A 26,175-nucleotide genomic window follows, 5' to 3' on the forward strand; every position below is an offset into this window, starting at 1 on the left:
GACATGTCCTGAACGACTGCCTGTGCCGACGATCTCCTTGGCTCCACGCCGGGAACCCGCCACTCACCCGGTGACCTGGCCGGCCTGGTCTGAGCTGCCCAGCGATGCGATGAGGGCTGACGGGTCGGCCGTCGCCCGCGCCAGGATCCGGGCGAAGTCGGATGCCCAGGTCTCGATCGTGGAGGGCTCGAAGAGGTCGGTCGAGTACTCGAACGTGAGCGTCGTCCGCTCCGGACCGGGGTGTACGACCACGTACAGCTCGTTGCGGGCGGACGCGTGTACGGAGACACCGCTGATCGTCGCCGTCAGGCGGTACAGGTTAAGGGCGGGCGGCTGGGCGGTGACCACGGTGAACAGCATGGTGGGGAAGAGTTCGGCGGCCAGGCGGGCGTCCAGCAGCCCTGCCACCTCGCTCAGCGGCAGGTCCTGGTGGTCGAGCGCCGCGAAGAGTGTGGAACCCAACTGGTCCACCAGATCTGCGAATGTGGCGGCGTCGCCGACACGGGCACGCAGGAGGACGGTGTCGCCGATGAAGCCGACGGCCCCCTCGCGGCCCGCTCGGGCGCGGTTGGCGCTGGATGCCGGAAGGACCACGTCGTCGGGGCAGTCGCACCGGCGCGCGACCCAGGCGGCGAAGGCGGCTGCCCAGATGGTGTACGGGGTGGTGCCCAGGCCGGCCGCCGCCTCGGCGACCTGCGCGGCCGTGCGGGGGTCGAGGGTGTGGGTGTGCAGGGCGCCGTGCCCCGACAGGGTGGGAGGGCGGGGGTGGTCGTAGGGCAGGTTCAACCTCAGCGGGGCGCCGTCGAGTTCACGGCTCCAGTACTCCTGCAGGTGGCGGCGCCGCTGCGCGGGGAGGTCGTGTTCGGCGCGCGCCAGGTCCGTGAACTGTGCCGAGGGCGGTGGGAGTTCCGCATGGGTGCCACGGCAGGCGGCGTTGTACAGCTCCTGCAGTTCCTGCCACAGCACGTTCATCGACCAGCCGTCGCATATTCCGTGGTGCAGCACGGCCAGCAGGATCCAGCGGTCCGCGGCGACCCGGGCCGTGCGGAAGCGGAACAGCGGGGCGTGGTCCATGGCGAAGGGCCGGGACGCCTCGCCCCGGCACCAGCGTGCGAGGCCGTCCTCGTTTGTGGCGTACGCGGTCAGATCGGCGACCGGCACCTCTACGGGCACCTCGGCCAGCACCTCGATGAGGTGGTCCCCGTCCCGTTGGACGCACCGGCTGCGCAGCGCGTCGTGCCGGGCGACCAGAGCTTCCAGTGCCCGCGTCAGGTGGTTGGTGTCCAGCTCGCCTCGCAGGTCGACGCGGTGCGTCACGTTGTAGACGCAGGGGTCGCCGCGTTCGTGGTGGCGCCGCCACAGCCGGCGCAGGCTCGAGGTCATCGGGGTGACGGCGACGACCGCTGCCGGGGCTGTGCCGTTGTCCGCCGTGTCGCTGTTCTCGGCCCGCGCCGCCAGTGCCCTGATCGTCGGGTTGCGGAAGAAGTCCGCCATCGACAGCCGCACGTCCAGCTCGTCGGCCATGCGGTGCAGCAGGCGGATCGCGCTGAGTGAGTGGCCGCCCAGCTGGAAGAAGGAACGGTCCACGGGCAGCGACCGGGTGCCCAGTTCCGTGCACCACAGCTCGTGCAGGGACTTCTCCACAACGGTGGTGGGCTCGGCGCCCGCCGTGTGCGGGGTGTCGGCCGCGCGGGGCTCCGGGAGGCGGCTTCGGTCGAGTTTGCCGGATGTGCTGACCGGCAGCCGCTCCAGCGCGACCCAGCGGCCGGGGACGAGGTGGTCGGGCAGTTCGTCGGCCAGCGCGGCCCTCAGCTGCGCCAGGCTGGTGCTGTCGCCGTTCCCGGCGCGCCGCGGGACGACGTAGGCGACGAGTTCCATGTCGCCGTGCGTGTCCCGTCGCGGCACCACGGCCGCGTCGCGGACCCCGGGCAGTGCGCTCAGCACCCCCTGTACCTCACGGGGTTCGACCCGGTGTCCGCGGATCTTGACCTGGTCGTCGACGCGGCCCCGGTACTCCAGCGTGCCGTCCGGGCGCCAGCGGGCCAGGTCACCCGTGCGGTAGCGCACCGTTCCGGCTCCGTGGTCGACGAAGCGGGCCGCCGTCTCCTGGGGGAGGCCGTGGTAGCCGTGTGCGAGGGGTGTGCCGCCCACGTGGATCTCGCCGATCGCACCCACCGGCACCTCACGCCCGTCCGGAGCCAGGAGCTGGATGTGCGCCCCGGGCACCGGTGTCCCGATCGGCGGCCACTGTTCCTGGGCGGGCACGACCCGGTGCGAGGTGACGATGATCGACGTTTCGGTGGGGCCGTACTGGTTGTACAAGGAGCACTGCGGGTGGGCGGCCAGGAAGCGGCGCAGCGCCGGAGTGAGCTGCAGCGCCTCTCCGCAGTGCAACACCTCGCGCAGGGCGGGCAGTTCGGGCCCGGTGTCCATCAGGTAGCGCAGCGGGGTGCAGGGCATGAAGAGCCGCTGCACCGCGTGGCGGCGCGCGGTCCGGGTGAGCGCCTGCGGGTCGTGGCGCACCTCGTCGTCGATGAGGACGAGGGCAGCCCCGCAGGCGAGGGTCGTGAAGATCTCCTGGACGCTGATGTCGAAGGCGGGCGAGGTCCACTGCAGGGTGCGCAGCGGTAGGTGCCGCGCCAGCTGGCTGCGGATGAGGGCGGCCGGGCCGCGATGCGGGACGATCACGCCCTTGGGCCGGCCGGTGGAGCCGGAGGTATAGATGCAGTACGCGGGGTCCTCGGCCCGTACCTCGCCGGCCGGCGAGGTGTCCGGAAGGGGCGCGGACGTGTCGAGGTTCTCCATGAGCAGGGTGGTCGGGGTGGCCAGCGTCGGGTGCCGTTCGAGCGTGGCCGCGCCGGTGAGCAGGAGGACCGGGAGGCTGTCGTCGAGGAGTCCGTTCAGCCGGGGTGTCGGCGCGGACGGGTCCAGCGGAACGTAGGCGGCTCCGCTCTTGAGGACGGCGAGCAGCGCGGTGATCAGCTCGGGGCCGCGCGGCAGCAGGATCGCCACGCGCTCGCCCCGGCCCGCGCCCCGCTGCCGGAGCTGGTGGGCGAGGCGATGGGCGCGGGCGTCCAGCTCCCCGTACGGGAGGGTCAGTTCGTCGTGGATGAGCGCGGGGGCTTGCGGTGTGCGCCGGGCCTGCTCCTCGAAGAGGCCGTGCAGGGTGTCCGGGCCGGTGGGCGCCTCTTCGTGGAAGCCGCCCCACCGTGCGAGCACGGAGCGATCGGCGGCTGTGGGGGTGGCCAGTTCGGCGACCGGGACGCCGGGGGCGTCCAGGGCCCGGCGCAGCAGCTGCTCCACGTACTGGACGAACCGGTGCACGGTGGCCTGGTCGAAGAGCGCGGTGTCGTACTCGACCATGAACCGCAGGCCTTCGCGGTGGTGTGTCAGGTAGATGCTGAGGTCGAAAGGGGCTCGTTCGCTCGGTACGTCCAGGAGCGTGGCGGTCAGGCTGGGCGGGTCGAAGTCGGCCTCGCCCTCGCGTTCGTACTCGACCATGACCTGGAACAGGGGGTTGCGGCCCGGGTCGCGGCGCGGGGCCAGCGCTTCGACCAGGGTGTCGAAGGGCAGGTCGCGGTGTTCGTACGCCGCCGTGCTGGTGTCGCGGACGCGGTGGAGAAGGGTCGCGAAGTCCGGGTCGCCGCTCAGGTCCAGGCGGAGCGGAACCGTGTCGAGGAAGAGCCCGATGGTGTGCTCGGCGTCCTCGGGCCGGGCGGCGACGGCGGTGCCGAGCACGAAGTGGCACTGGCCTGCGAAGCGGCCCAGTACGGCGCCGATCGCACCGGTCAGCGCCATGAACACGGTGGCCCGGTGGGTGGCGGCCGTCTGGCGTATGCGTTCCATGAGTTCGGCGTCCAGCGCGTGGGACAGGCTCGCTCCCTCACCGGTGCGTACCGGCGGGCGTGGCCGGTCGGTGGGCAGTTCCAGATCCGGTGTGCCGGTGAGTTCGCGCCGCCAGAAGTCGAGGCTCGCGGCGGTCGCCGCCGGGTCGGAGGTGAGGGGGATGGTGTTGCGCAGTTCGGGGAGTCGGGGTTGGCCGTCGGGCCGGGCGCGGTAGTACGCGGCGAGGTCGCGGGCGAGTACCTGGGTGGAGGACGAGTCGAAGGTGATGTGGTGGGCGAGCAGGAACAGCAGGTGCCGCTCGGGGGCCAGGCGCAGCAGCCTGGCCGATAGGAGGGGGCCCTCGCTCAGGTCGAGGACGCGTCGTCCTTCGGTGGCCGACACTGCCCGGAGTGCCTCGTTCTCGCCCGTCCCGGAGTGGTCCTCGACGGGGCAGTCGAGTGTCATGCGGGGCAGCACCTGCCGGTAGGGGACGCCGTCCGCCTCACGGAAGACGGTCCGCAGCGCGGGGTGGCGGTCGGCGACCTGTTGCAGAGCCAGGCCCAGTGCCTCGGTGTTCAGCGGCCCGTCCAGGCGGATCGCTTTGGGCTCGTGGTACATGCGGGTGCCGGGGTGCAGCTGTTCCAGGAACCAGATGCGGCGCTGGGCCGGGGTGAGCGGTCCGCGCTCGCCCAGGTCGTCCTGCGCCTGGCGTTCGGGGGGCAGGTGCTGTCGTCGGCGCAGACGGTCGATCAGTGGCAGGGCGGCCAGGACCTGCTGTGCGGGCACGCCGAAGTCGACGAAGCAGGCGATCTCGTCCGCACCCGCCGCCACCAGGCGGGCCACCGTCTCGGCGGCCGTCGACTCGTCGCCGATCAGGGCACGCGAGGCGCAGTAGCGCTCGTAGGCGCGGCCGAGCAGGTACTCCACGTCCTGCTCGGGGGTGTTCGCGAGGTCCACGTCGAGGCCGAGGCTGTTGGTCACCTGGTTGAACAGGGACAGCGAGGAGCGCAGGTAGGACACGAAGGGGCGGTAGGCCTCGGCCCGTGCCTGGGCTGCGTCCGGGCCCAGGTAGGTGTGGGCCAGCACGACGACGCGGCCTGCGGCCGGGTCGAGGCCGTGCTCGGCGCGGGTGCGGCGGTACAGGGCGATGTTCTCTGCCAGCTGTTCCACCGTCTGCGCCATCAGGTTGGTGACGATGCCCAGGTCGTGGGCGGCGGCCCGCCGGTAGCTGTCGGGGTTTGATACCACCGCGGCGTACAGGGGTGGTTGTTCCTGGAGGGGTTTGGGGTGCAGCGTGACGTCGACGGGCTTGCCGTCGCCGCCGGTCAGGGTGAGCGGCTGGCCGGACCACAGCCGGCGTACGGTGTCCGCCTGTTCGTACATCAGCTCGCGGTGGCGCCCGAAGGCGTCCGGGGCGAGTGCGAAGTCGGTGGCGTGCCAGCCGCCGGCGAAGCACAGGCCCGCCCGGCCGCCGGAGATGTTGTCGACCACCGACCATTCCTCGGCGACCCGGACCGGGTGGTGCAGCGGCAGGACGACGGACCCGGCGTGCAGCCGGATGCGGCGGGTACGGGCCGCCAGGGCGGCGGCGAGGACGGAGGGGTTGGGGAAGAGTGCGCCGAAGGAGTTGAAGTGCCGCTCGGGGAGCCACAGGGCGTGGAAGTCGTGCTGGTCGGCGTACTCGGACGCCTGCATGATCAGGGCGTATTTGTCCTGGGCGGCGTCGTCGGGGTAGTCGCCGAAGAAGTAGAGGCTGAAGTCGACGGCGGCGGTGGCGGTGGCGGGTGGTGGTGCGGGGCCGGTGGACGGTGCGGGGGCCGGCTGCTGTGCGGGGCCGGGTGCCGGGGTGAGCGGCGCGGTGGCGGGGGTGGTCACCGTGGTGGAAGGGGGTGCTGTCCCGGCCGGCGTGGTGGCGGGGGCGGTTGCCGGCTTGGAGGGTGCTGCCTCGGTCTTCGGCGGGGCGGCGGGCATCGTGTGCGGCGGTGGGTCGGCGGGGGTCAGGGCGTCGATCTGCCGGTTGATGACGCCGGTCACCTGGTCGACCAGGTGCCGGGTGAGCTCCAGCTGCTGGGCGAACAGGTCGCGTACGGCCAGTGGCGTGTCCGGCGTAGCGAAGGCCGGTGCGGGGCCGGGTGTGGTCTGCGGCTCCGGCAGTGATGACGCTGCGAGGGAGGGTGCGCGGGGCGGTGCCGAGGCGGGGCGGGGGTGGGGGGTGGGAACGTCGAGGTGGGCAGGCTCGCCCTGCGGCACAGGTTCGCCGTGCGGCGCGGGTTGTGGTGCAGGCCCCGAAGCGGCGTGCGGCGGTCGTCCGGTCACCTGGGCGCCCATCTGGGCCAGGCGCTCGGCGAGCTTGCGCGGCGTGTCCGCCGCCTCGAAGAACTCCCGGACGGGAAGGCGCACGCCATAGCGGCGTTCCAGGTCCGCGGCCGCCCCCATCAGGGCGAGTGAGTCGGCGCCCTGCTCGAGGAAGGAGCGGTCCGGGCGGATGTCCGCGAGGCCGGCGCCCAGATTGTTTGCGGTCAGCTCCCTTATCTCGGTGAGCAGTTCGGCCTCGTCCAACGTGGTGTGGGGAGGGTCGGCAGGAGCCACGGAGGCGACGGGAGCCACGAGGGCTTCGGGGGCGACGGGGGTCTGGATCGCAGGCGGCTCCTGGGGGGAGTCGACCGGGCCGGTGGCGCGCTGCGGCCCTTGCTCGGGAGGCGCGATCGTGCGGCGTCGCAGCGGGTGCCCGGGCAGTGGAATCCTGCCTCCGCCGCGTGCGAGGACCTCCCAGTCCAGGTCCGCCCCGGCGCGGTACAGCTCGCCGAGCGAGTGCAGGACGCCGCGCTGTTGTCCGGTGGCGTCGTCGCCCGTGCCTTGGGCGCCCAGCCAGCGGCTTGCGGGGATGTGGTGCCGGCCCAGGCCTCTGAGCGTGTTTCCGGCGCCGATTTCGACGAAGCCGCCCCGGGCCAGGTCCGCCGCCGTGGCCATGGCCAGGTCGAAGCGGACCGGCTGCCGGGCCTGGGCGCACAGGTAGCGGGCATCGACGGTCCAGCCCGCGGGGCGCACCTCGCCGTCAAGGCCGCTGACGAAGGGCACACGCACAGGTGCGTAGGCGACCTCCTCGGCACAGGTGCGGAAGTCGGTCAGCGCGGTGTCGAGGGCGGCCGAGTGGAAGGCCCGGTCGACCGGGAGGGTGCGGTGGCCGATGCCGTCGCGGTCGAGCAGGTGCCCGGCCTCGGCGAGGGCTGCGGGCGTCCCCGACAGGACGTGCGAGCGGGGCCCGTTGACCGCTGCCACGTCGAGGCCCGCTGCCGCGGCGACGCGTTCGGCGGTCGCCCGGTCGGTGTGGACGGCGAGCATTCCGCCGGGCGGGCACGCGCGATGCATCAGGCGGCCGCGCCGGGCGGTGAGGCGCAGGCCGTCCTCGAGGGTGAACGCTCCGGCCGCGTACAGCGCCGCGTACTCGCCGGCACTGTGGCCGAGCAGCACGGCGGGCCGCACGCCGCAGGCCTGCCAGAGCGCGAGCAGCGCCGCCTGGTGGGCGAACAGGACGGGTTGGGCGACCTCGGTGGGCCAGACCCGGTCTGCGGCATCATCCGCATCACCGGCCTCACCGGCCTCACCGGCCTCACCGAGCAGCATCGGCATGAGGGTGCCGTCGAACTCCTGGGCGTAGATGTGCTCGCAGCGCTCCAGCACCGAACGGGCTTCGGTGAACCCGGCGTGGATTCCCCGGGCCATGCCGGCGCGAGTGCTGCCCTGGCCGGGGAAGGCGAAGGCCAGGGGCCCGGACGGTGCGGGGGCGGGCGGCTCCTGCTCCAGGGCCCGCGCGAGTTCCCCGGTGTCGGTGCCCACCACGGCAAGGCGGGCGGTGGGGTGGGGGCGGCCGCGCCCCAGCGTGGCCGCCACGTCGGCGGCGGCCGTGTCCGGTGAGGTCCGCAGGTGGGCGCGGATGTTCCCGGTCAGCTCCCGCAGGGCTTCGGTGTCGCGCGCCGCAAGGGGGACGAGCACGGGCCGGTCGGGTGCGGGCGGGGGGCGGCGTGCCGGGGCTTCCTCGAGGATGACGTGGGCGTTGGTGCCGCCCACGCCGAGCGCGCTGACTCCCGCCCGACGGGGCGTCCCGGCGGGCACGGACCATGGCTGCAGTTCGGTGCCCAGGCGCAGGGGTCCGCCGTTCAGGAGCAGTTGGGGGTTGGGCTCGTTCAGGTGCAGGGTCGGTACCAGGGTGCGGTGTCGCAGCATCAGGACCGTCTTGATCAGGCCTGCCATGCCGGCGCAGCTGTCGAGGTGTCCAACGGCGGGCTTCACCGAGCCCACCGTGCAGAACCCGGTCTGGGCGGTGTCCTGTGCGAGCGCTCGGCGCAGCGCCTCGAACTCGACGGGGTCTCCCAGCGGTGTGCCGGTGCCGTGCGCCTCCACATAGGTGAGGGTGTCGGCCGGGACAGCGGCCCGGCGCAGCGCCTCACGGACGACGGCCACCTGTCCGGCCACGCCGGGTGCGGTGAAGCCGGCCTTCTGTGCGCCGTCGTTGTTGACAGCCGAGCCGAGGATCACCGCGTGCACCGTGTCCCCGTCGGCCAGCGCCCGGTCCAGGCGCTTGAGGAGCACGGCCGCCACCCCGTTGCCGCCCACGGTGCCGTCGGCGTCCGCGTCGAAGGCGCGGCAGCGCCCGGAGGGGGACAGGACCGAGCCGGGGTGAGCGCGGTAGCCGGTCTCCTGGGGCAGGTGCACGGCGGCGGCACCGGCGAGGGCCATGTCGGCGTCACCGGTCAGCAGTGCCTGTGCGGCCAGGTGTACGGCGACCAGTGAGGTGGAGCAGGCCGTCTGTACGCCGATGGCGGGTCCGGTGAGGCCGAGCCGGTAGGCGACCCGGGAGGCGACGAAGTCCGGCTGTTGCCCGATCGTGCGCTGCATGCCGGTGACGGGGTCGGCGTCGTCGTGCTCGTGGTGCCGGCCGTAGGTGGGGGGTGCGTCCTGCTGGTGGTCGTAGAGGTGCATGCCGGTGCCGGCGAACACGCCGATTCTGGTGTTCTGCCGGGTGCCCGCGTAGCCGCCGTCCTCCAGCGCCCGGTGGCAGCACTCCAGGAAGAGGCGGTGTGCCGGGTGCGTGAGCCGGGCTTCCTTGGGGCTGAGTGCGAAGTGGTCGGAGTCGAAGTCCAGCGCCTTGTCGAGGACTCCGGCGACGGGGACGCGGTCGGGAGCCTTCGCCTGTTCGGGGGTGAGGCCCGCGGCTGCCAGTTGGTCCTGGTCGAAGACGGTGAGGCAGTCGACGCCGTCGCGCAGGTTGCGCCAGAATCCCTCGGGTGAGTCGGCCCCGGGAAAGCGCAGCGCCATGCCGATGACCGCGACCCGCCGGTCCGTGTCCTCGCCGCTGTTGCGGTCCGCCTGCGCCGGGAGTTCCCGGGCCGCGCAGAGGTGTGCGGTGAGCGCGGCTGCCGTGGGGTGTTCGAACAGGTCGGTCTGGGCCATCCCCCGGCCCAGGCGCTCTTCGAGGCGCCCTCGCAGGCGCACCAGTTGCACGGATGTCAGGCCGAGTTCGTAGAAGGGTGTGTGTGCCCCGGCGGGGCGGCCGAGGACGGTGGCCAGTTCCTCACGCACCGTGCGCCCGACGTCGTCGCCCGGTGTGTCGTCGCTGCTGGGAACGCCGCACTCGCCGGGGCCCGGGTGTGTTGCGAGGAACCGGTCGCGCAGTTCGCCGCGCCGTACTTTGCCGGCGGGCGTGCGGGGGAACTCGGCCCGCGCGACGGGCAGTACATGTGCGGCGGTCAGGCCCAGGCGTGTGAACAGCTCTGCCTGCACCTGCCGTGCGACGCGGGCGTCGTCCTTCGCGCCGTGGCCGACGAAGAACACGGCGAGCTGCTCCGTGCCCCGGTCGGCGTCGGGTATCCCGCAGGCGGCCACCTCACCCGCGTGCACCCCGGTCACCGCCGTCGCGACGGTCTCGACCTCGTGGGCGTAGACGTTGTGCCCGTTGAGGATGATGACGTCTTTGCGGCGGCCGGTGATGACGACCTGGTCCTGGGCGAGGAACGCCAGGTCGCCGGTGTCCAGCCAGTCGTGGCCCTGTGGGTAGGCGGCGGCATCGGCGTCCGGGTTGTCGATGTACCCCGGTGTCAGGCGGGCCGGCGCGTGTACCTGCAGCCGTCCGATCCTGCCGCCGGGCTGTGGTTGCCCGTGGCTGTCGACGATGCGCAGGGTCGTGCCGTGGGCGGGTGATCCGGCGGCGACGAAGGTGACGCACTGGTCGTCCGGGGTGTCGTCGTCGGCGCTCAGCAGTTCGCCGCCGAGACTGGTTTTGACGAGGCGGTGCACGGTTCCGGGCCGGTCGAGGCGGCCGTAGGTGATCGCGGTGACGGTCTCGGCCATGCCCCAGGCGGGGACGAGGTGGTCCTCGCGGACGCCGAAGGCCGAGGTGGCGTCGAGGAAGGCCCGAAGGGCCGGCAGGACGATCTGCTCACCGCCGCACACCAGCGAGGTCAGGGCGCTCAGGTCCCACTTCCTGTCGGGTTGTCCGGTCAGTGCGTCCGCGACCATTTGGTACGCGAAGGTGGGCGCCCAGCCGTGCTGGGCGCGGTGCTCGTGGAGCAGGTCGAGCCAGCGCAGCGGGTCGGTCAGCACCGTTCGGGTCGGTGCGTGCACATTCGTGCAGCCTGCGAAGACCGGGAGTACGTGGTAGAGCAGGAATGCCCCGCTGTGGTCCACCGGCAGCCAGTTGACGAAGGTGTCGCCGGTTCGTACCGGCAGGATCCGGCGGGCGCCGGCCGCGAAGTCGGCGAGTCCGGCGTGGGTGAGCCGCGCCGCCTTGGGCGGGCCCGTGCTGCCGGAGGAGAGCATGAGGAGCGCGGTGTCCGAGGCCTGGGGCACATGGTGCTCGTACGTCGGCGGGTGTTGTGCCCAGTGGGCTGCGATCGCCACCGGCCCGTCAGGTTCGGCGCGCGCGAGGGCGGCCGCACCGGGGGCGTCGGTGACGACGAGGGGATGGTTCAGTAACGCGCGGGTGTGCCGCAGCCGTTGCAGGGCCGCCGAGCCGGCGGTGGGCGGGTCGCAGACGGACACGGGCACGGCCCCGGCCAGGACACAGGCCCAGAAGGCCGGGAAGAACTCGGCGAGCGGGAGCCCGCACAGGACCACGGTGTCCCCCGGCCGCACCCCGTGTGTGTGCAGTCCGGTCACGAACCGTTGTGCGAGGTGCAGGAGTTGGGGGTAGGTGAGGGTGGCGGCCGAGTCCTGCGGCCCCACCGTGACCACTCCCGCCCCGTCTGCGGCGGCCGCGGCCCGCAGCAGGGCCTGGACCGCGTCGCGAGGGTCCTTCGCGGTGAGCTCCGGCTCAGGCCCTCGGCAGAGGGCCTGCCCCCGTACGCGTGCCATGTGTGTCCCCTTCTTCAGCGATCGGTGTGGCCTTGGAACCAGGACGGTCGGTGGTGCGGCCGGAGGCCACCGTGGCGGCGCACGGCGGCGTACAGCGAGAGGGCCAGCGCCCCGCTCAGGGCGGTGCCGTGGAATGCGGCGACGACGGTGAGGGCGGGAAAGCCCTCCAGTGCAGCCGCGGCGCCGAGCATTCCGAGGCTGAATCCGGCCGTTTCCGCGGAGGCCGACAGGCCGAACAGCCGGCTGCGCTCCGGCTCCGGCGCGGCCTGCAGGCGTGAGACGTACACGATCTCGGTGCAGCCGTCGGCGAGCCCCGCCGCGAGGGCCGCGCCGATCAGGGCGGGCAGGGGGAGCCCGGTGAAGGCGAGCACGAACGAGATCGACATGAGGCCGGTGCCGAGCGCGAATACCCGCGCGTCGTGCGCCTTCTCGCCGCGTAGACGCTTCAGCAGCTGGGGGGACAGGGCGGTGCCCACGGCCCAGGCGACCCAGAACTCGGTCATGAACAGTGCGGGATTGTCCGGGGACCTGAGGCCGGCCACCATCGGCAGGGCCACGTTGTGGGAGGAGGAGGCGAACGCGTCGGTGCCCCGCAGCAGCAGCATCCCGAGCAGCAGTCCCGGAATTCCTGCGAGCAGGCGTCCGGCGCGGACGCCCGGCGGCCGCTTCGGGACCGGCTGCGGCGGTGCCGGCTCAGCGGCTGCGCCGGTGTCGGTATCCGCATCGGCAGCGGTGGGCAGCCGCAGTGCCAGTACCGCCGCGGCCGACACCACGAAGCTGGCCCCGTTGACCGCGAACGCGAGGCCGTGTCCACCGAAGGCGATGATTCCCGCGGCCGAGGCGAAGCCCAGAACGGTGGCGAATGAACGTGCGGTCACCAGCAGCCCGTTGGTCCGCGTCCGTTCGTCATGGCCCACGATCACCGGCACGGCGCTGCGCAGCGCCACGGTGAACAAGGTGTTGCCCGCGCCGAGCACGACGACCGCGCCCAGGAGCAGGGCGAGCGAGGGGTCGCGGGCGCTGAGCGCGAGCACCGTCATCGCGGCAGCCTGCGCCGCATCGGCGCCGATCATCACCGTGCGACGGCCCAGGGCCGTGGTGATCGCGCCCGCACCCAGGCCGGCCAGTACGCCGGAGAACAGCCGGAGCGCCATCACCGCGCCGATGCCGAGGGCGGTGCCCGCGATCTGGTACGTGAACAGGCTCAGGGCGATCAGGTTGAGGAAGTTCCCGTAGGCGGACACGGAGTAGCCGGCCACCAGGGCCCGGACGCGCCATCCGGTCGGGGCCGGTCGGCCTCGCAGGGCCTGCTCCGCTGAAATCCCCATCACGCACCTGACGCCCGATCGCCCTCGAAGGGCTGAGCGGTTTCCGTGAGGGGGCAGGGCCTTTTCGCGGGACCTTTCGCGGGCCCTTTCGCGGGCCTCTTCGCGGGCAGCGGGCCAGGCACTGCCCTTGGCGGTCGCACCGGCCGGAAGGGCATGTCCGGCAGACGGCTCGCCGGGCCGGTGCGGCGGTGGCCGGGGTGGACGCGCACGGCACCTCGCACGTGTGCCCCGGGTGCGGGCACACGGCGGGGAACAGCCGCACGGACCGGGATGCCGTCTTGTGCCGTCGTCGATGTGGTCTCGCCGGGCGGGCCGGCCGCGTCGCCGGGGTCGGCGTGCGCGGTCGTGCCCGCTCGGCGTGGGTTCTCGTCAACGGACCCGGGCCACAAGGGACTCGACACCTCCCGGAGTTGGTGGATGCGACCCGTGACCGCCCTGTTCGCCGGGGCGGTCGGGAGCGCGATGCGGCTTGACGGGCCGGGCTTACGAGCTCAGTGCTCCAGGGCTGAGAAGCTGACCGGTCTTCATGCCTTCGGCCCCGGCGCGTTCGTGCTCGCGCAGCAGCGGCAGTACACGGGTGTAGAAGATCCGCATCTCCTGCTGGGTCGGCCAGCCGGAGAAGATGAACTCGCTGATCCCGGCTGCCTTGTACTCGTAGAGGTACGCCGCGACTTCCTCGTAGCTGCCCACCACGCACAGGGCCGGCCCGCCGCGGTATGCCACGGCACCGGAGTACAGCATGGGAGAAAGCCAGTCGGAGTCCGCGGACTCGGCCAGCCGGAAGGACGTGTTCACTGCCACGGAGTCGGAGGAGGCCACGGCATCCGCGATCCGCTTGCGGTGTTCTTCGTCGGGATCGCGCATCAGATCGGCGAGATCCGCCAGCGCTTCCGCACGGGTCTCCCTCGCCAGCACATGCATGCGGGTTCCCACGCGGCCGCCCTGCGTCAGGACGGGCTTCGCGGCCGCGGCCATTCCCTCGGGGGTGTCGCCGTACCGCAGCCAGCAGTCGCCGTGGTCCACGGCGGTCTGCTGTGCCACCTCCGATGCCCCGCTGATGTATATCTCGGGACGGCTTCCGCCCTTGTATCCCAGGCCGACCTGCGCGTCCTTGACTCGGTAGTGGTCGCCCTCGTAGGACAGCGGGGTCTCACCACGCCAGAGCCGGTGGAGGATGTCCAGGAATTCGTTGGAGCGTGCGTAGCGCTCGTCGTGGGCGAGGAAGTCTCCGTAGTACGCCTGCTCGACCGGGGAGGTTCCGGCGACCAGGTTGAGGGATATCCGCCCGTCCGACATCCACGAGACCGTGTTGACCACCTGGGCGAAGAGCGTCGGTGGGAGCAGTCCGGGACGGTAGGCGAGGAGGAACTTGACGCGTTTGGTCTCGCGGACCAGGGCGCCGAGCATCGGGAGCGGGTCGGGCATGTGGTTGCCGATGCCCATGAGGAGCGAGTCGACTCCCAGGCTGTCCGCTTCCTGCGCGAAGTCGACGATCCCGTCGAAGTCGAGCTGGCCGGTCTGGTATTTTCCCGACGCCTTCTGCTGCCCGCTGAGCGGCGAGTTCCAGTGCACTCTCAGCTCGTTCGCGTCTGACTGCGGTTGGTTGGGCAAGCCACTGACGACCACGTTCTCACCTTCCGGTCTTTCAAGACGTCTGTTGGTTTTGCTCCGTCAGGACCCGTGCGGTTCCGCCGAGTTCGACGCGCAGGTCCTTTCCCGCCGTGGCGGTGACGGTGGCGGGGCTGCCGAGGGCGTCGCCCATGTCTACGGCGATCCGGCCGACGCCCCGGCCGGCCAGGTGTGCGGCGAGAGCGGCAGTGCTGTTGGCGTTGGCGATGTCTTCCGCAATGCCGATCGAAGGGGCGAACATCCGGGCCGCGAGGGCGCCCTGGGGCGAGGGTTTCGAGTGGACGTACGCGCCGATCAGGCCGAACCGGTCGCAGGCCGCCCTGAGGCGGTCGAGGTCCGGGCGCAGGGCGGCGACCGCGGTCCGGGTGGGGACCGGCACCAGCATGCGTTCGCGGCCCACGCCGGCGATCCGGACGCCGCCTCGTGCGGCCTCGTCCGGTGTGAGGCCGAGGGCCGGAAGAACGAGGGCGCGTTCCTGTGCGGTGGGTTCGCGCAGGTCGACGGGTCCGGGGTCGAAGGCGGCGGTGATCAGTTCGCCGTCACGCTCGGCCCGCCCGGCGAACACGCGCCCCCCGGCACGGAGGGTGGCCCGGTAGGGCCCGGTACCGCCGTGCCGTGCCGCGAGGAAGGCGAGGGCGGCGACCGTGCCGTGACCGCAGGCGGGCAGTTCCCCTTCCGCGGTGAAGAAGCGCAGCTCGGTCGTGTCGCCGACGTGGCGTACGTACACGGCGTGCGAGGTGCCCCGTGCGACGGGGATCCGGCGCCGCTCGTCGTCGCCCGGCAGCGGGCCGTGGCCGTCGTCCTCCAGGACGACGGCCGTGGGGCTGCCGCCCGCGCCGCCCCGCAGGCAGGCGCGGACGACCGTCACGTCCGGCGTGCTCATGGGGCTGTCACTTCGCCTCCTCCAGGGTGGCGTACCCGGGGGTCGCCGCAGTCGCGGTCTCGTCGACGCCCTCCTGGAGCTGGAAGAGCGAGCCGAAGGGGCGCTCCGCGAGCGGGAGACGCCATGCCCCGGCTTCCACGCGTGCCGTGTCCGACACGCTGCCGCGCAGCAGCCGCACTCCGGGCTCGTTGTGGCCGGCGTGCGATCCGAAGTGGATCGGGTAGGCGTCGGCTGCCCGGTAGGCCGGCAGGAAGGCGCGGCGGTACCGGTCGGAGTTGTTCGAGGAGGAGTAGTGCAGGAGCAGGCAGTGGATGAAGACCACGCTGCCTGCGGGCGCCTCGATGGGCACGGCGAGCGCCGGGTCGGGGGCGCCGGCACCCGCTACCTTGCCGCGGAAGTAGCCGTCGACGTAGTGGTCGGCGAGGCCGCGCCGGTGAGAGCCGGGGATGACCTGGAGGGCGGAGTTCTCGGTGGTGGTGTCGTCGAGGTAGACGAGGGCCGTCACCAGGTCGGTGTTGGTGTGGGGGTAGTAGGAGAAGTCCTGGTGCCAGTCCACGACGCTGCCCACCTGCGGGGCCTTGAGGTGGAGCTTGCTGTAGTGGAACAGGATGTCGGGGCCGATGAGTGCCTCGACGTGGTCGAGCAGTCCGGGGTGGGCGGCGGCCCGCTCGAACGCGGAGTGCTGTTTGGTGGGCGACCAGATCCGGCGGGCCATGCCGTTGTCGCCCGGCTCCACTTCGGCGACGGAGCCGATGTCGGGGACGTCCAGGATCTGCGTGATGGCGGTGTTGAGCTCGGCGACTTCACTCGGATCGAAGAGACGCTCGGCGACCGCGAAGCCGTTCTCTTGGTACTCCTTGACGAGCGCGGCCGTGTCGGGTGCGGACATGCGCGGGGTTCCTCTCTGCTGGGCGGCGGGGGTGCGGTGGGGTGGGGTCCGTACGAGGGCCGCCGGGCGATGGCTGCCCGGCGGCCCTGCGGCGGCTCAGTCGGTGCCGCCGGGGTACGTGGGCCTGCCGCGTACCTCGAAGCCGTCGCGGACCCCGCGCTCGTACCGCGGCCGGATGTGGGCGCCTGCCTTGGACGGTTCGCCGGCCATGGCGGTGCGGGATGCCTCGCGGGTCACACGGTGGCCTCGACGCGCTTGGCGAAGGTGTCCTCGTAGATCTCCCGGAAGAACAGCGCGAGGATCTCCTGGACGTCGTCGATGTACTTGAAGACCTTCTGGAAGTCCTCCTCGCTGAAGATCAGCTGGTGGAGGATGTCCCACATCTCCTGGGAGTGGTCTTCGGTGGTGTCGACGTGGAGGTGGGCGGCCTGCCCCTTGACGTTCTCCTTGCCGAGACGGTTCTGGAGGTTCTCGACGATGGCCGGCTGGAGCTTGACCTGGGTGTACTCCACCAGGTAGTTGGAGACGACCGGGGCGAGGGCCGACTCGTGTTCCAGGGTGTAGTAGAAGAAGCCCTCGAGGAGGCGGGTGGAGAGGTAGGGCTCCGTGGCGAGGATCTCTTCCTCGGTGACGCCGGCGGCCGCGGCGTCGCTGATGTACAGCTTGTCGTGGAGCATCTCGTCGGCCTGGTACTGCGCGTAGTCGCGGGCGGCCCGGGGCGCGACCTGGGCGATCTTGTAGATGGCCTTGGTCTGGCTGACCCGGGAGAGGCGGATGCGCCACACGTGCTCGATGAGGGTGCGGCGGTAGTACGCCTGGTGGAGCTCGGGCTCGGTCAGGTGGGACGCGAAGGGGACGGTGTCCTTCCACTCCGCCATCTTCTTGTCCATGTAGCGGTCGAGCTCGGCCTTCTTCAGACGGCTCTGCTCCTCGTTGTAGAACGGCTTCGGGTGGTTGATCCCGGTGTTCTGCACGCGGTTCATCACGTTCTCCTTCACAAGAGGGTTCGCAGGCAAGGCGTTCTTCGCGGGGGTTTCGCAGGGGAGGGCGTTCACGGAAAGGTGTGCCGCCCGGCGCGGCGGTGGACGGGTCGCCGGTGATCTGCTCGGCGGCCCCGGGTTCGGGCGGGGTTCTCGCAGCCGGGCCGCGGGAGGGCGGCCCGGATCTTCGGTCTGCCGCGCGCGTGCGGGTCCGGTCCAGGACCGGGCCGGCGCGGCCAGCGGTCAGCGGTAGCGGACGTGGAAATGGTCCGTGGCGTGCCGGTCGAGGAAGTCGGTCTCGGCGTCGAGGTCGTCGGCCGCCACGTCCCACAGGGCGTCCATCAGGCAGATCCCCCGGTCGGAAGCTTCGAGTTGAGTTCCCTGCGCCACGTGGACGCGCAGGATGCGGGGCGGGCGGGTGGGCGGCTCGAAGCGGATCGCGTCGACGGTCCGCCCCTTCTCCCCGTACTTGCTGAGGAACACGGTCGCCCGGGTGGCCGCGCCGGTGCGCAGGGCCTCCACCTGGGAGGCGCGGGTGAGCCGGTCGTGGAAGGCGTCCCGCTCGCCGTCGGGCAGCAGCAGGGACTCGGTCCACAGGTCGAGGAGGGAGTGCCCGGTGACGGTCTGGACGCTGGCGTTGATGAGGCTGCCGCCCATCCGCGGGTTGATCTCGATGATCTCCCAGCGCTTCTTCGACTTCCAGTACTTGACCTCGATGTGGAAGGCGCCGGCGGTCAGTCCGTGCTCCGCCAGCGCGGTGAGGCAGCGGGTGACGTGGTCGGCTCCCTCCAGGACGAGGTCACGGTCCAGGCTGACGGGCGGGCTGACCGACATCCCCTCCAGGGTGGTCCGCTCCAGGCGTTCCACGCGGGCCTTCTCGTGGACGCACAGGTGGTGGATCCGGCCGTCGAGGACGAACGTCTCGAAGCTGAACTCCGGGCCCTCGACGTACTCCTCGACGAGGAAGTCGTACCGGTCCATGAAGATCGCCTTCATGGACCGGTCGGCGCGCATCTGCTCCTGGATCGCGGGCAGGTCGGCGAGGTCGTCGATGTTGTCCAGGACGAAGGTCGCGAAGGACGAGGCACCGCGCACCGGCTTGACGAACCAGCGTGTGGACGGGTCGAGTTCGGGTGTCACACCGGGGGTGATCCGGTGGACGCCGACCTCGCTCAGTCCCTCGGCGAAGAGGTAGCGGCGCAGTTCGTACTTGTCCAGGCACAGGCGCAACGCGGGTTCGGCGCAGTCCCGTGCGCCGAGCCGCTCGTTGAGCTCGGCCATCAGGAGCCGGTAGCCCTCGAAGGTGGCGAGGGCGGCCTCGACCCGGTAGCCCCGGTCGGCGAGTTCGCGGACGGCCTTGTCGACGTCACCGGAGCCCAGTTCGGATTCCTCGGTGACCACGCAGTCCGCCACGTGGCGGCGGCTCTCCTGCAGGACCCCCGGCTTGCGCGGCCGGGAGCTGAGGGCGACCAGGTGCAGGCCGAGCCCGGCGGTGGCCGCGGCGATCTCCTCGGTGTACGACTTGCCTTGGTGCATGAGGAGCAGGATTGCTCTCTTCATCTGTGCATCTCCTCCGGGTTCCGGGCCGCCCTCAGCGCTGCCGGACCGGCTGCCGGCCGGCGGTCTCGCGCTGGTGGGCGCGCAGGATGTCCACGAGCCGGCCGGCGCCGCCCTCACGGACCGGGTCGACGACAGGCAGTCCGGTTTCGGCCTCCAGCTTCTCGGCCTCGCGGCGGTACTCCTCCTCGGTGAAGCCGACGCTGTTGACGCTGACGGCGGCGACCTTGGCGGGCCGTTCGAAGACGGTGAGCTCTTCGTTCATGCGGATGAGCTCGGGGATGGGGATGATGGGCGTCTCCCAGACCTTGGTGCGCTCGGCGCCCAGGCGGTGACAGAAGACCAGGGCGTGCGGCAGGGAGCCGTGCAGGATGGCGAGGGCGACGCCGCTGAACCCGATGTGGTTGAGGGAGCCCTGGCCCTCGACGACGACCCATTCGTTGCCGGCGGCGGCCTCCATGACGACCTGTTCGACGGCGCCGCCCATGAAGTCGCCGGCCACGCCGTCGACCGCGATGCCGTGGCCGGAGATCAGCATGCCGCTCTGACCCGTGGCGGCGAAACCGGTGGGGATGCCGCTGCGGTTGGCCTCCTTCCAGATCTCCAGGGCGGCGGTCTTCTTGCCGATGTTGGAGTCGCTGCCGCAGGTGTGGACGACCCAGGTGTCCAGGTCCAGGACGCGGGCCCTGTTGAGCGGCACGGTCGGGGCGTCCTTGGTCTCCCAGACGGTGATGCCCTTGTCACGGACGGCACGGGCGATGTCCGGGTCGTCGGCGAGGCGGTAGTGGATCGAGTTGATCAGGTGGAGGCCGTTGTCGACGGCCGCGAGGATGTGCGGCTTCCACCCGGAGGGCAGCTCGACGGAATGCAGGCCCTTGCCGATGACCATGACCTCGGGGTGCAGGTGCAGAGCGTGCTCGACGCGGCCGACGATCGGGATCGCACCGCCGTAGCCGAGGACGTCCTGGACGGTCTGGCCGGCCTTGCGGCTGTCGATCACTGCGACGCAGCGGTCCCCGCGGTAGCGGATCAGCGAGGCGGCGATCTTGCTGGTGAAGAGTCCGAAGCACCCCTCGGCGAACAGCACGAAGTTCTTGTCGGCTAGCTTCGCGTGGCTCTGATCCACGTCTTCCTCCACGGATTCGACGGTTCGGTTGCCGATGGCATGAGATGGTTCGGGCGGTCTGGCGGTCTACGGGACGGGCTCGGTCGTCAGGCGGTACTGCGCCCGTGCCTGGCTCACGGCCTGTTCGATCTGTTCCTGGGTGCCGCCCCGGAAAAGGAAGCGGCCTCCTTGGAGCGTGGCGTACGAGCCGGGGCGGGAGACCAGGACCTCGCCCGCCCGGGGCACCAGTTCCCGGTACACGTAGGGGACTTCACCCAGCAGCGAGGTGGCTTCGGTGATCTTCTGGGGCAGCGGCCTGGGGCCTGGGATGATCAGCCAGCCGCCGCTCTGCTCCGGGTCGGGGAGCGGCGGGTCCACCGGGCGGCCGAGCAGCACGTCGGTCCACAGCCGGAAGAGATTCACGCCGTGGACGTCGTGGATGACGTAGGGCACGTCGGCGCCCGGCACCCGGGCGCCGACCTCCAGGAACACCAGCTCGTCGCCGGTGTCGAAGAGTTCGAGGTGGAAGGCGGAGCTCCGCAGGCCGAGCGCGGTCAGGCAGCGCACGGCGAAGTCCTCGCAGCGGCCGCGCACCGCGGGGTCCGTCTGGAAGACGGAGCCGAGCGGCTCACCCAGGAGCTCGAAGTCCAGGCAGGTGGAGACGTAGCGCGAGGTGCACAGGAACAGCGGTTTGCCGGCGGCGTCCAGGACGCCGTCGACGTGCAGGATCTCGCCCTGTACGAACTCCTCGATCTCGAGGTCGTGCAGGCTCTGTTCGGCGCACAGGGCCCGCAGTTCCCCGGCCGAGGCGATCTCGCGCACACCCTGGCTGGAGGCTCCTCGCACCGGTTTGACGATCACGGGGTAGCCGAACTCCTCGGCCGCCGCGAGGATCTGGTCCTCGGTGCGGCAGGAAGCCCAGCGCGGCACGCGAAGGCCTGCCCGCGACAGCGTCTCCTTCATGACGGTCTTGTCGCGGAACCGGGAGGTCTCCTCGGTGCTGGAGCCCGGGATGCCGTACCGCTCGCGCAGGGTCGCCGCGAGGTCGAGGAGCATTTCGGAGAAGCCGATGACGTGGTCGAAGGGGCCTTCGTCGCGAACGACGGCGTCGACGGTCCCCAGCACACCTTCCAGATCGCCGAAGTCCGCCACGACGTGGACCCGTTCGGCGTCGGCGGGCACGGCACTGCGGCCGCCCTCGTCGCAGATGTACGTGACGCGGTCGGTCTGAGGGCAGAAGACGATCTCGGGAGCGGCGAGGCGGTTCTCCCAGCGCCGCTCGTCCTCGTACAAGGGCCAGCGGTTCAAGAACAGGATTGCGCCGGACATGGATATCGTCCTCACGGTTCACAGGAGGCATGGAAGCGCCCGGCCGGTTGACGGCGGCGGCGGGCCTTTGGGAACCGAAGAATGAACCCGAACCTGAATCCCGGGAACGGCCCCCAACGTGTTGATCGCGCTGCCTCAGCCTCGCACGGGACCGGCCTGGTCAGAATAGGACCTACGTCCCAGCGCCCCGGCGCTGCGGGCACCCGGCCACGTGCTGTCCGGGCTGGTGCTCGAGCCTTCGCAGGGGCGGCCGTTGGAGCCTGCCGCCGGAGGACCGGGTGCTGCCCGACCGACCACCGGGTCGCCGATGACGCAGCCGCAAGCCAGGGAACCGTCCGGCGCCGAAGCCGCCGTCGGCCAGGACCACGGTGGTCGCGGACGGCGGCTGCCGGGACACCGGCCCTGCTGGTTCCACACCGCCGCGTTCCCGGCCGGGCCGGACTCTGGGCCGGGAAGGAGGAGCACACCCCCTCCCCGGGGGGTCCCCCCCCCTTTGACGAGTGCGCTGCGTTGATGACGGCCCGCCCGCCGGCCCGGGTGATTCACCGAGCACCTCGGCGGCACAAAGAGGCCCGGACCCCCCCTTTTCCTGCCGTGAACGCCATGGGCAGATGGACCTATTGCCCGTGGCCCGCACGGGACACAGAATCCCTATCGCGCCCCCCGCCGCCGGAGGAGGGGCTGTCGTGCGCGCCAGGAGGGTTTCCCCGAACTGCCGCCCCGACATCGAGGCGCCGAGCGGTGGGATGTCGTGTACTCGCTCCGCGGATATCGCCCGTGCCGCGTGCGGCGTGGACACGCCCTGCAGCTGGGCTTCGAAACCGGACTGAATTTCGCAGGACAGGTGGTGTACTGCCATGACGGAAGCGACGCAGACGGTACGACGGGCGAGCTCCGAGGACTTCCGGGCTGCGATGGCCCGTTTCGCAGCCGGGGTCGTGGTCGTGACGACTCTGGGCGACGACGGGGTGCCGCGCGGCTTCACGGCCAGTTCGTTCTGTTCGGTGTCGCTGGGCCCGCCGCTGATCCTGGTCTGTCTGGCGAACTCAGCCGACTCCTACGCGGCGTTCACTTCCTGCGAGCACTTCGCGGTGAGCGTGCTGGGCACCGAACACAAGCCGCTGGCAGTGCAGTTCGCGACCAAAGGTGCCGACAAGTTCGCATCGGACGGCCTGTCCCGCACGCCCGGAGGGCTGCCGGCTGTCGCGGGCGCACTGGCCGAGCTGGACTGTGAGGTGCACGCCCGGTATCCGGCCGGGGACCACACGATCCTGATCGGCCGGGTGGCGGGTGCGCGCCTGGGTGGGGACGCGGGGGCCCCGATGGTCTATTACAAGCAGTCCTTCCGGTTCCTGGCCTGAGGGAAAGCCGGCCGGGATGCCCAGCAGCATCAGGCCCGGGCTGCTGCCCCGCCCCGTGCGGACCGCTCCGCACGATGCCGACGAACCAGCACGAGCAGCCCCTGCCGCGACCACGGCCGGCACGTCAGGCGCGTGCCCTGCGGCCTGCGCCGGCAGGGCGCTCTTCAGCCTTCCGGCACGCCCGGGTGCCAGCGCCCAGCCGGGAGGCGGTCCTCCCCTGCGGCAGCGAGGGTCTCCGCAGGGCGCGACGGCCCGTCCGGCCCCTTGCCGGCTCCACTCGCGCGGCCGGCCTTCCGGACCATTCCCCCGGTGGCCCGGGTGGATCGGGTGTGCCGGAAAATCCTCGGGCGCTGCCCGCCACGCCCCACCCACCGGCCACCGCCCCCTCCCCCACCCCGGCCAGGGTTATCTCCTGTCCGCCGGCGTGGCAGCACTCCCGGCGGCACGAGGGGGGTCCGGACCCCTTTATGCCGGAAATGCCATGGGCAGATGGACCTATTGCCCGCACGCATCACGGGACACAGAATTCATAGGGCGCCCCCACCGTCGGATGAGGGCTGCCGTGCACGCCAGGAGGCTTTCCCCGAACTGCCGCCCGGCATCGAATCGCCAAGCGGTGGGATGACATGTTCTCGCTCCGTGGATACCGCCGGCCCGGACGTCAAAGCGACATCGCTTGCAAAAGCATCAGACGGCGAATGATGGGAAACAGGAGATACGAGGATGCTGCTGAGGGTTGATCCGGTTGATTCTTTTTCCGGAACGTTCCGCGTCCCTTCTTCGAAACCGGAGACGCAACGGGCAATTCTGACCGGCACGTTGGCCGAGGGCACGTCACGAGTTTTCAATGATCTCCGTTGCGATGAGACGGAGACCATGAAGAACGCCTGCCGTGCCTTCGGTGCCAAGATAACCGAGCACGACGGGTACCTGGAGATCCAGGGCATCGGGCAGTCGTTCCCGCGCATCGGGCGGGTCATCCAGTCCCGCGGCTCGGGTCTGGTGTTCCGCGTCGTGACGGCGCTGGCTTCCGTACAGCCGTCGCCGGTCGTGGTGACGGGCGACGCGACCCTGCGCAACCGCGTGATGGAGCCTCTGCTGGAGGCGCTGCGCGAACTCGGCGCGGACATCGAGTCGATCGTCAGCGAGAACAAGGCCCCGGTCATCAACTGGGGACGCGGCCTGAAGGGCGGCACCTGCCGGCTCCCGGGCGACATCAGCTCGCAGTTCATCACTGCCATCCTGTTCGCCGCGCCGCTGGCCGAAGGCCCGGTGGAGATCGAGGTGACGGGCGAGGTCTATTCCCAGTCCTACATCCGGCAGACGCTGGCGAGCCTGACTGACGCGGGTATCAAGGTCTCCGCGTCGGACGACATGCGTCACTACCAGGTGGAGCCCTCCACCTACCAGGCCATGGACGTCACCGTGCGCGAGGACTACACCTCGGCGTCGTACCTGCTGGCCGCGGCCGCGCTCTTCCCGGGCCGGACCGTCCTGAGCAACGTGTACGGCGACAGCATGCAGGGCGAGTTCGCGATCGTCCCGATCCTGCGGCAGCTCGGGGTGAGCGTCACCTTCGACCAGGAGACCTCGTCACTGATCGTCGACAACCCGCCGGGCAGCCTGCGCGGCACCTTCGAGGTGGATGTGCGGGACTGCCCCAACATCGTGCCCACGCTCGCCGCCCTCGGGGCGTACGTGCAGGGCAGCCTGCGGGTGACCGGCGGACGCCTCACCCGCTTCCACAAGGCGTCACGCATCGAGGCCATGGCCGCCGAACTGACCCGCGCGGGCGTGGACATCGAGGTTCTGTACGACGACGGGATCTGCGACGGCTTCGAGGTCCGCGGAGCGGGGACGTATCCCGGCGGAGTGACGCTGTCCAGTTGGGGCGACCACCGCATCTTCATGTCGCTGTTCGTGGCAGGCCTGCGGATGCAGTCCGCCAACCGGTTCTCGGGCTTCGAGGACGTCCGGCTGTCCTTCCCCACCTTCCTGGAGGAGTTCGCCGAGGCAGGCGTACGAACCGAGGCCGTCGAAGAGGTGAAGGCGCCCGCTGAGGCCGTCGGCTGACCCTGGCAGCGACGGGGCGCGCGGGCTGGTTCCCAGGCCCGCGCGCCCCGTCGCGTCGCGGCGCGGGGCCCCGGGGCCCCTGATGAACGGCGCCCCCGCACGACCGTCCGCGTCCCCCATTCAGGAAGTTCCGTCGATGCCCCCTGCACCTGCCCCCCGGCTGCGCGCCGATGTCTCCGGGTTGCCTCGCTACGTCCCCGGCCGGAGTGCTCCCAGCGACCTGGTGGACAAGCTGTCATCGAACGAGAACCCCTATCCCCCGCTGCCGTCGGTCGTCGCCGCGATGCGCGAGGAGCTGGGGCGCGTCAACCGCTACCCCGATCCGACGAACAGTGAACTGGTCGCGGAACTGTCCGCAGTCCTCGCAGTGCCCCCGGAGCACCTCGTGCCCGGCACCGGATCCCTCGGGGTCACCCGGGACCTGTTGCGCGCCGCGGCCGGCGAAGGGGACGAGGTCCTCTTCGCCTGGCGCTCGTTCGATGCGTACCCGCAGCTCACCTGGGCCACCGGGGCAACTCCTGTGCAGATTCCGCTGCGTGAGGAGCGGCACGATCTGGAGGCCATGGCCGATGCGGTGACGGACCGCACCCGCCTGATCCTCGTGTGCAACCCCAACAACCCGACCGGCACGGCCGTGCACCGCGGTGAGCTCACGCGCTTCCTGGACCGGGTGCCCGGCCACGTGCTGGTGGTGCTCGACGAGGCGTACCGCGAGTTCGTCGACGACACCGATGTACCCGACGGCATCGGGTTCTACCGCGACCGTCCCAACGTCGCCGTTCTGCGCACCTTCTCCAAGGCGTACGGGCTGGCGCGACTGCGTGTCGGCTACGCGGTCGCGCATCCGCCGGTCGCGGCCGCGCTGCGGGCCTGCGCCGTGCCGTTCGGTGTCAGCGGGCTCGCCCAGGCCGCCGCGCGGGCGTCGCTGAACGCGGGACCCGAGCTGCTGGAGCGGGTACAGACCTTGGTGGCCGAGCGCGCCCGGGTCACCCGTGCGCTGCGGGCCGCGGGCTTGAGCGTTCCCGACAGCCAGGCCAACTTCGTCTGGCTGCGCCTCGGTTCGCACACGCGGGCGTTCGCCGGCATGTGCGAGGCGGCGGGAGTCATGGTGCGCCCCTTCGGCGACGAGGGGGTGCGGATCACCATCGGTACTCCCGAGGAGAACGACCATCTGCTGAAGATCGCGGGTGACTGGCGGGTGTGAGGCCCCCGTCGCGGACCCCGCGTCCCGGAAGGGGAGCGCAGAAGGCGGGTCGGACCGGGTCCGTCGGTCGGGGCCGGAGCGGGCAGTGGCCGCGGCGCGGTCGGGCCGAACTGCTCGTGCGGCGTCCGGAAGGGCGCCGGTGCACCGAAGTCCTCCATGCTCACCGCCTCGCCACGGCGGCCCACGAGGCGTACCGGCCGGGCGCGCTGCCCGCCTCGCCGGTTGACCGGCTTTACGGACGTGCCGAAGAGCCGCTTCGCATGTCCGTTGTCATCCCTCGCCCTCGCCCTGGTCCTGGTCCTGGTTCTCGTCCTCGCCCTGGTCCTGGTCCTGGTCCTGGTCCTCGCCCTGGTCCTGGTCCTGGTCCGGGTCCGGGTCCTGGTCCGGGTCCTCGCCCTGGTCCTGGTTCTCGTCCTCGCCCTGGTCCTGGTCCTGGTCCTGGTCCTCGCCCTGGTCCTGGTCCTCGCCTTGGTCCGGGTCCTCGCCTTGGTCCGGGTCCTGGAACCGCTTGAGACAGAGCATCGACACGACACGGGTCGCGAGTGCCCCCGCCCGCGTGGATGGCGCGGGCCTCCAGGGCGATCGGTGCTTCACCGCCGGTGGCGACGGGCGTCGCCCGCGGCCGGCCGCCGGACGCCTCGGCCAGGAGGTAGCCGCCGGAC

The 26,175-nt window shown here is 71.5% G+C and carries 15 protein-coding genes; 4 read left to right on the forward strand and 11 right to left on the reverse strand.

Annotated features, from left to right (window positions below):
- Positions 1-63: 63 nt before the first annotated feature.
- Positions 64-11,175: an amino acid adenylation domain-containing protein gene (locus OG524_RS00310; RefSeq protein WP_405808472.1), complete on the reverse strand. Its 11,112-nt coding sequence runs from the start codon at positions 11,173-11,175 to the stop codon at positions 64-66.
- A 14-nt stretch (positions 11,176-11,189) separates the two neighbouring features.
- The gene (locus OG524_RS00315; RefSeq protein WP_405385867.1) at positions 11,190-12,503 is read right to left on the reverse strand and encodes an MFS transporter; all 1,314 of its coding nucleotides are present in this window, start codon (positions 12,501-12,503) and stop codon (positions 11,190-11,192) included.
- 32 nt (positions 12,504-12,535) lie between these two features.
- Here OG524_RS00315 and OG524_RS00320 point away from each other — a divergent pair, with 32 nt between their 5' ends.
- Positions 12,536-12,976 carry a zinc ribbon domain-containing protein gene (locus OG524_RS00320; RefSeq protein ID WP_405392999.1) on the forward strand — a complete coding sequence of 147 codons (441 nt, stop codon included), beginning with the start codon at positions 12,536-12,538 and terminating at the stop codon, positions 12,974-12,976.
- A 10-nt stretch (positions 12,977-12,986) separates the two neighbouring features.
- Here the strand turns inward: OG524_RS00320 and OG524_RS00325 are convergent, their stop codons facing one another.
- From OG524_RS00325 to OG524_RS00360, 8 genes are all read right to left on the reverse strand, one after another.
- Positions 12,987-14,075, reverse strand: a complete 1,089-nt coding sequence (locus OG524_RS00325; RefSeq protein WP_405385869.1) for an LLM class flavin-dependent oxidoreductase — start codon at positions 14,073-14,075, stop codon at positions 12,987-12,989.
- Between the two features lie 73 nt (positions 14,076-14,148).
- On the reverse strand, positions 14,149-15,015 hold the full coding sequence (locus OG524_RS00330) for a PhzF family phenazine biosynthesis protein (RefSeq protein WP_405385871.1): 867 nt from the start codon (positions 15,013-15,015) through the stop codon (positions 14,149-14,151).
- Positions 15,016-15,022: 7 nt separating this feature from the next.
- Positions 15,023-15,904, reverse strand: coding sequence for a phytanoyl-CoA dioxygenase family protein (locus tag OG524_RS00335; RefSeq protein WP_405385873.1), 882 nt, complete (start codon positions 15,902-15,904; stop codon positions 15,023-15,025).
- Positions 15,905-16,000: 96 nt separating this feature from the next.
- Positions 16,001-16,141 carry a hypothetical protein gene (locus tag OG524_RS00340; protein ID WP_405385875.1) on the reverse strand — a complete coding sequence of 47 codons (141 nt, stop codon included), beginning with the start codon at positions 16,139-16,141 and terminating at the stop codon, positions 16,001-16,003.
- Entirely contained in the window at positions 16,138-16,887 is a 750-nt protein-coding gene (locus OG524_RS00345) for an iron-containing redox enzyme family protein (RefSeq protein WP_405385877.1), read from the reverse strand. The genes OG524_RS00340 and OG524_RS00345 overlap by 4 nt, the downstream gene beginning before the upstream one ends.
- A gap of 240 nt (positions 16,888-17,127) precedes the next feature.
- Complete coding sequence (locus tag OG524_RS00350) at positions 17,128-18,444, reverse strand: acetyl-CoA carboxylase biotin carboxylase subunit family protein (protein WP_405808476.1); 1,317 nt, start codon at positions 18,442-18,444, stop codon at positions 17,128-17,130.
- Positions 18,445-18,475: 31 nt separating this feature from the next.
- Positions 18,476-19,567: a DUF1611 domain-containing protein gene (locus OG524_RS00355; protein WP_405385881.1), complete on the reverse strand. Its 1,092-nt coding sequence runs from the start codon at positions 19,565-19,567 to the stop codon at positions 18,476-18,478.
- 66 nt (positions 19,568-19,633) lie between these two features.
- The gene (locus tag OG524_RS00360) at positions 19,634-20,875 is read right to left on the reverse strand and encodes an acetyl-CoA carboxylase biotin carboxylase subunit family protein (protein WP_405808478.1); all 1,242 of its coding nucleotides are present in this window, start codon (positions 20,873-20,875) and stop codon (positions 19,634-19,636) included.
- Positions 20,876-21,732: 857 nt separating this feature from the next.
- On the opposite strand from OG524_RS00360, the gene OG524_RS00365 reads away from it, so the two are divergent.
- From OG524_RS00365 to hisC, 3 genes are all read left to right on the forward strand, one after another.
- Positions 21,733-22,236 carry a flavin reductase family protein gene (locus OG524_RS00365; RefSeq protein WP_405385884.1) on the forward strand — a complete coding sequence of 168 codons (504 nt, stop codon included), beginning with the start codon at positions 21,733-21,735 and terminating at the stop codon, positions 22,234-22,236.
- Positions 22,237-22,959: 723 nt separating this feature from the next.
- Complete coding sequence (aroA, locus tag OG524_RS00370) at positions 22,960-24,309, forward strand: 3-phosphoshikimate 1-carboxyvinyltransferase (RefSeq protein ID WP_405385886.1); 1,350 nt, start codon at positions 22,960-22,962, stop codon at positions 24,307-24,309.
- Positions 24,310-24,445: 136 nt separating this feature from the next.
- Positions 24,446-25,513 carry a histidinol-phosphate transaminase gene (gene hisC / locus OG524_RS00375; protein ID WP_405808481.1) on the forward strand — a complete coding sequence of 356 codons (1,068 nt, stop codon included), beginning with the start codon at positions 24,446-24,448 and terminating at the stop codon, positions 25,511-25,513.
- Between the two features lie 270 nt (positions 25,514-25,783).
- Here the strand turns inward: hisC and OG524_RS00380 are convergent, their stop codons facing one another.
- On the reverse strand, positions 25,784-26,035 hold the full coding sequence (locus OG524_RS00380) for a hypothetical protein (RefSeq protein WP_405808483.1): 252 nt from the start codon (positions 26,033-26,035) through the stop codon (positions 25,784-25,786).
- Positions 26,036-26,175 lie beyond the last annotated feature (140 nt).

Origin of the sequence: Streptomyces sp. NBC_01520 (assembly GCF_045040375.1) — a bacterium.
GTDB lineage: Bacteria > Actinomycetota > Actinomycetes > Streptomycetales > Streptomycetaceae > Streptomyces.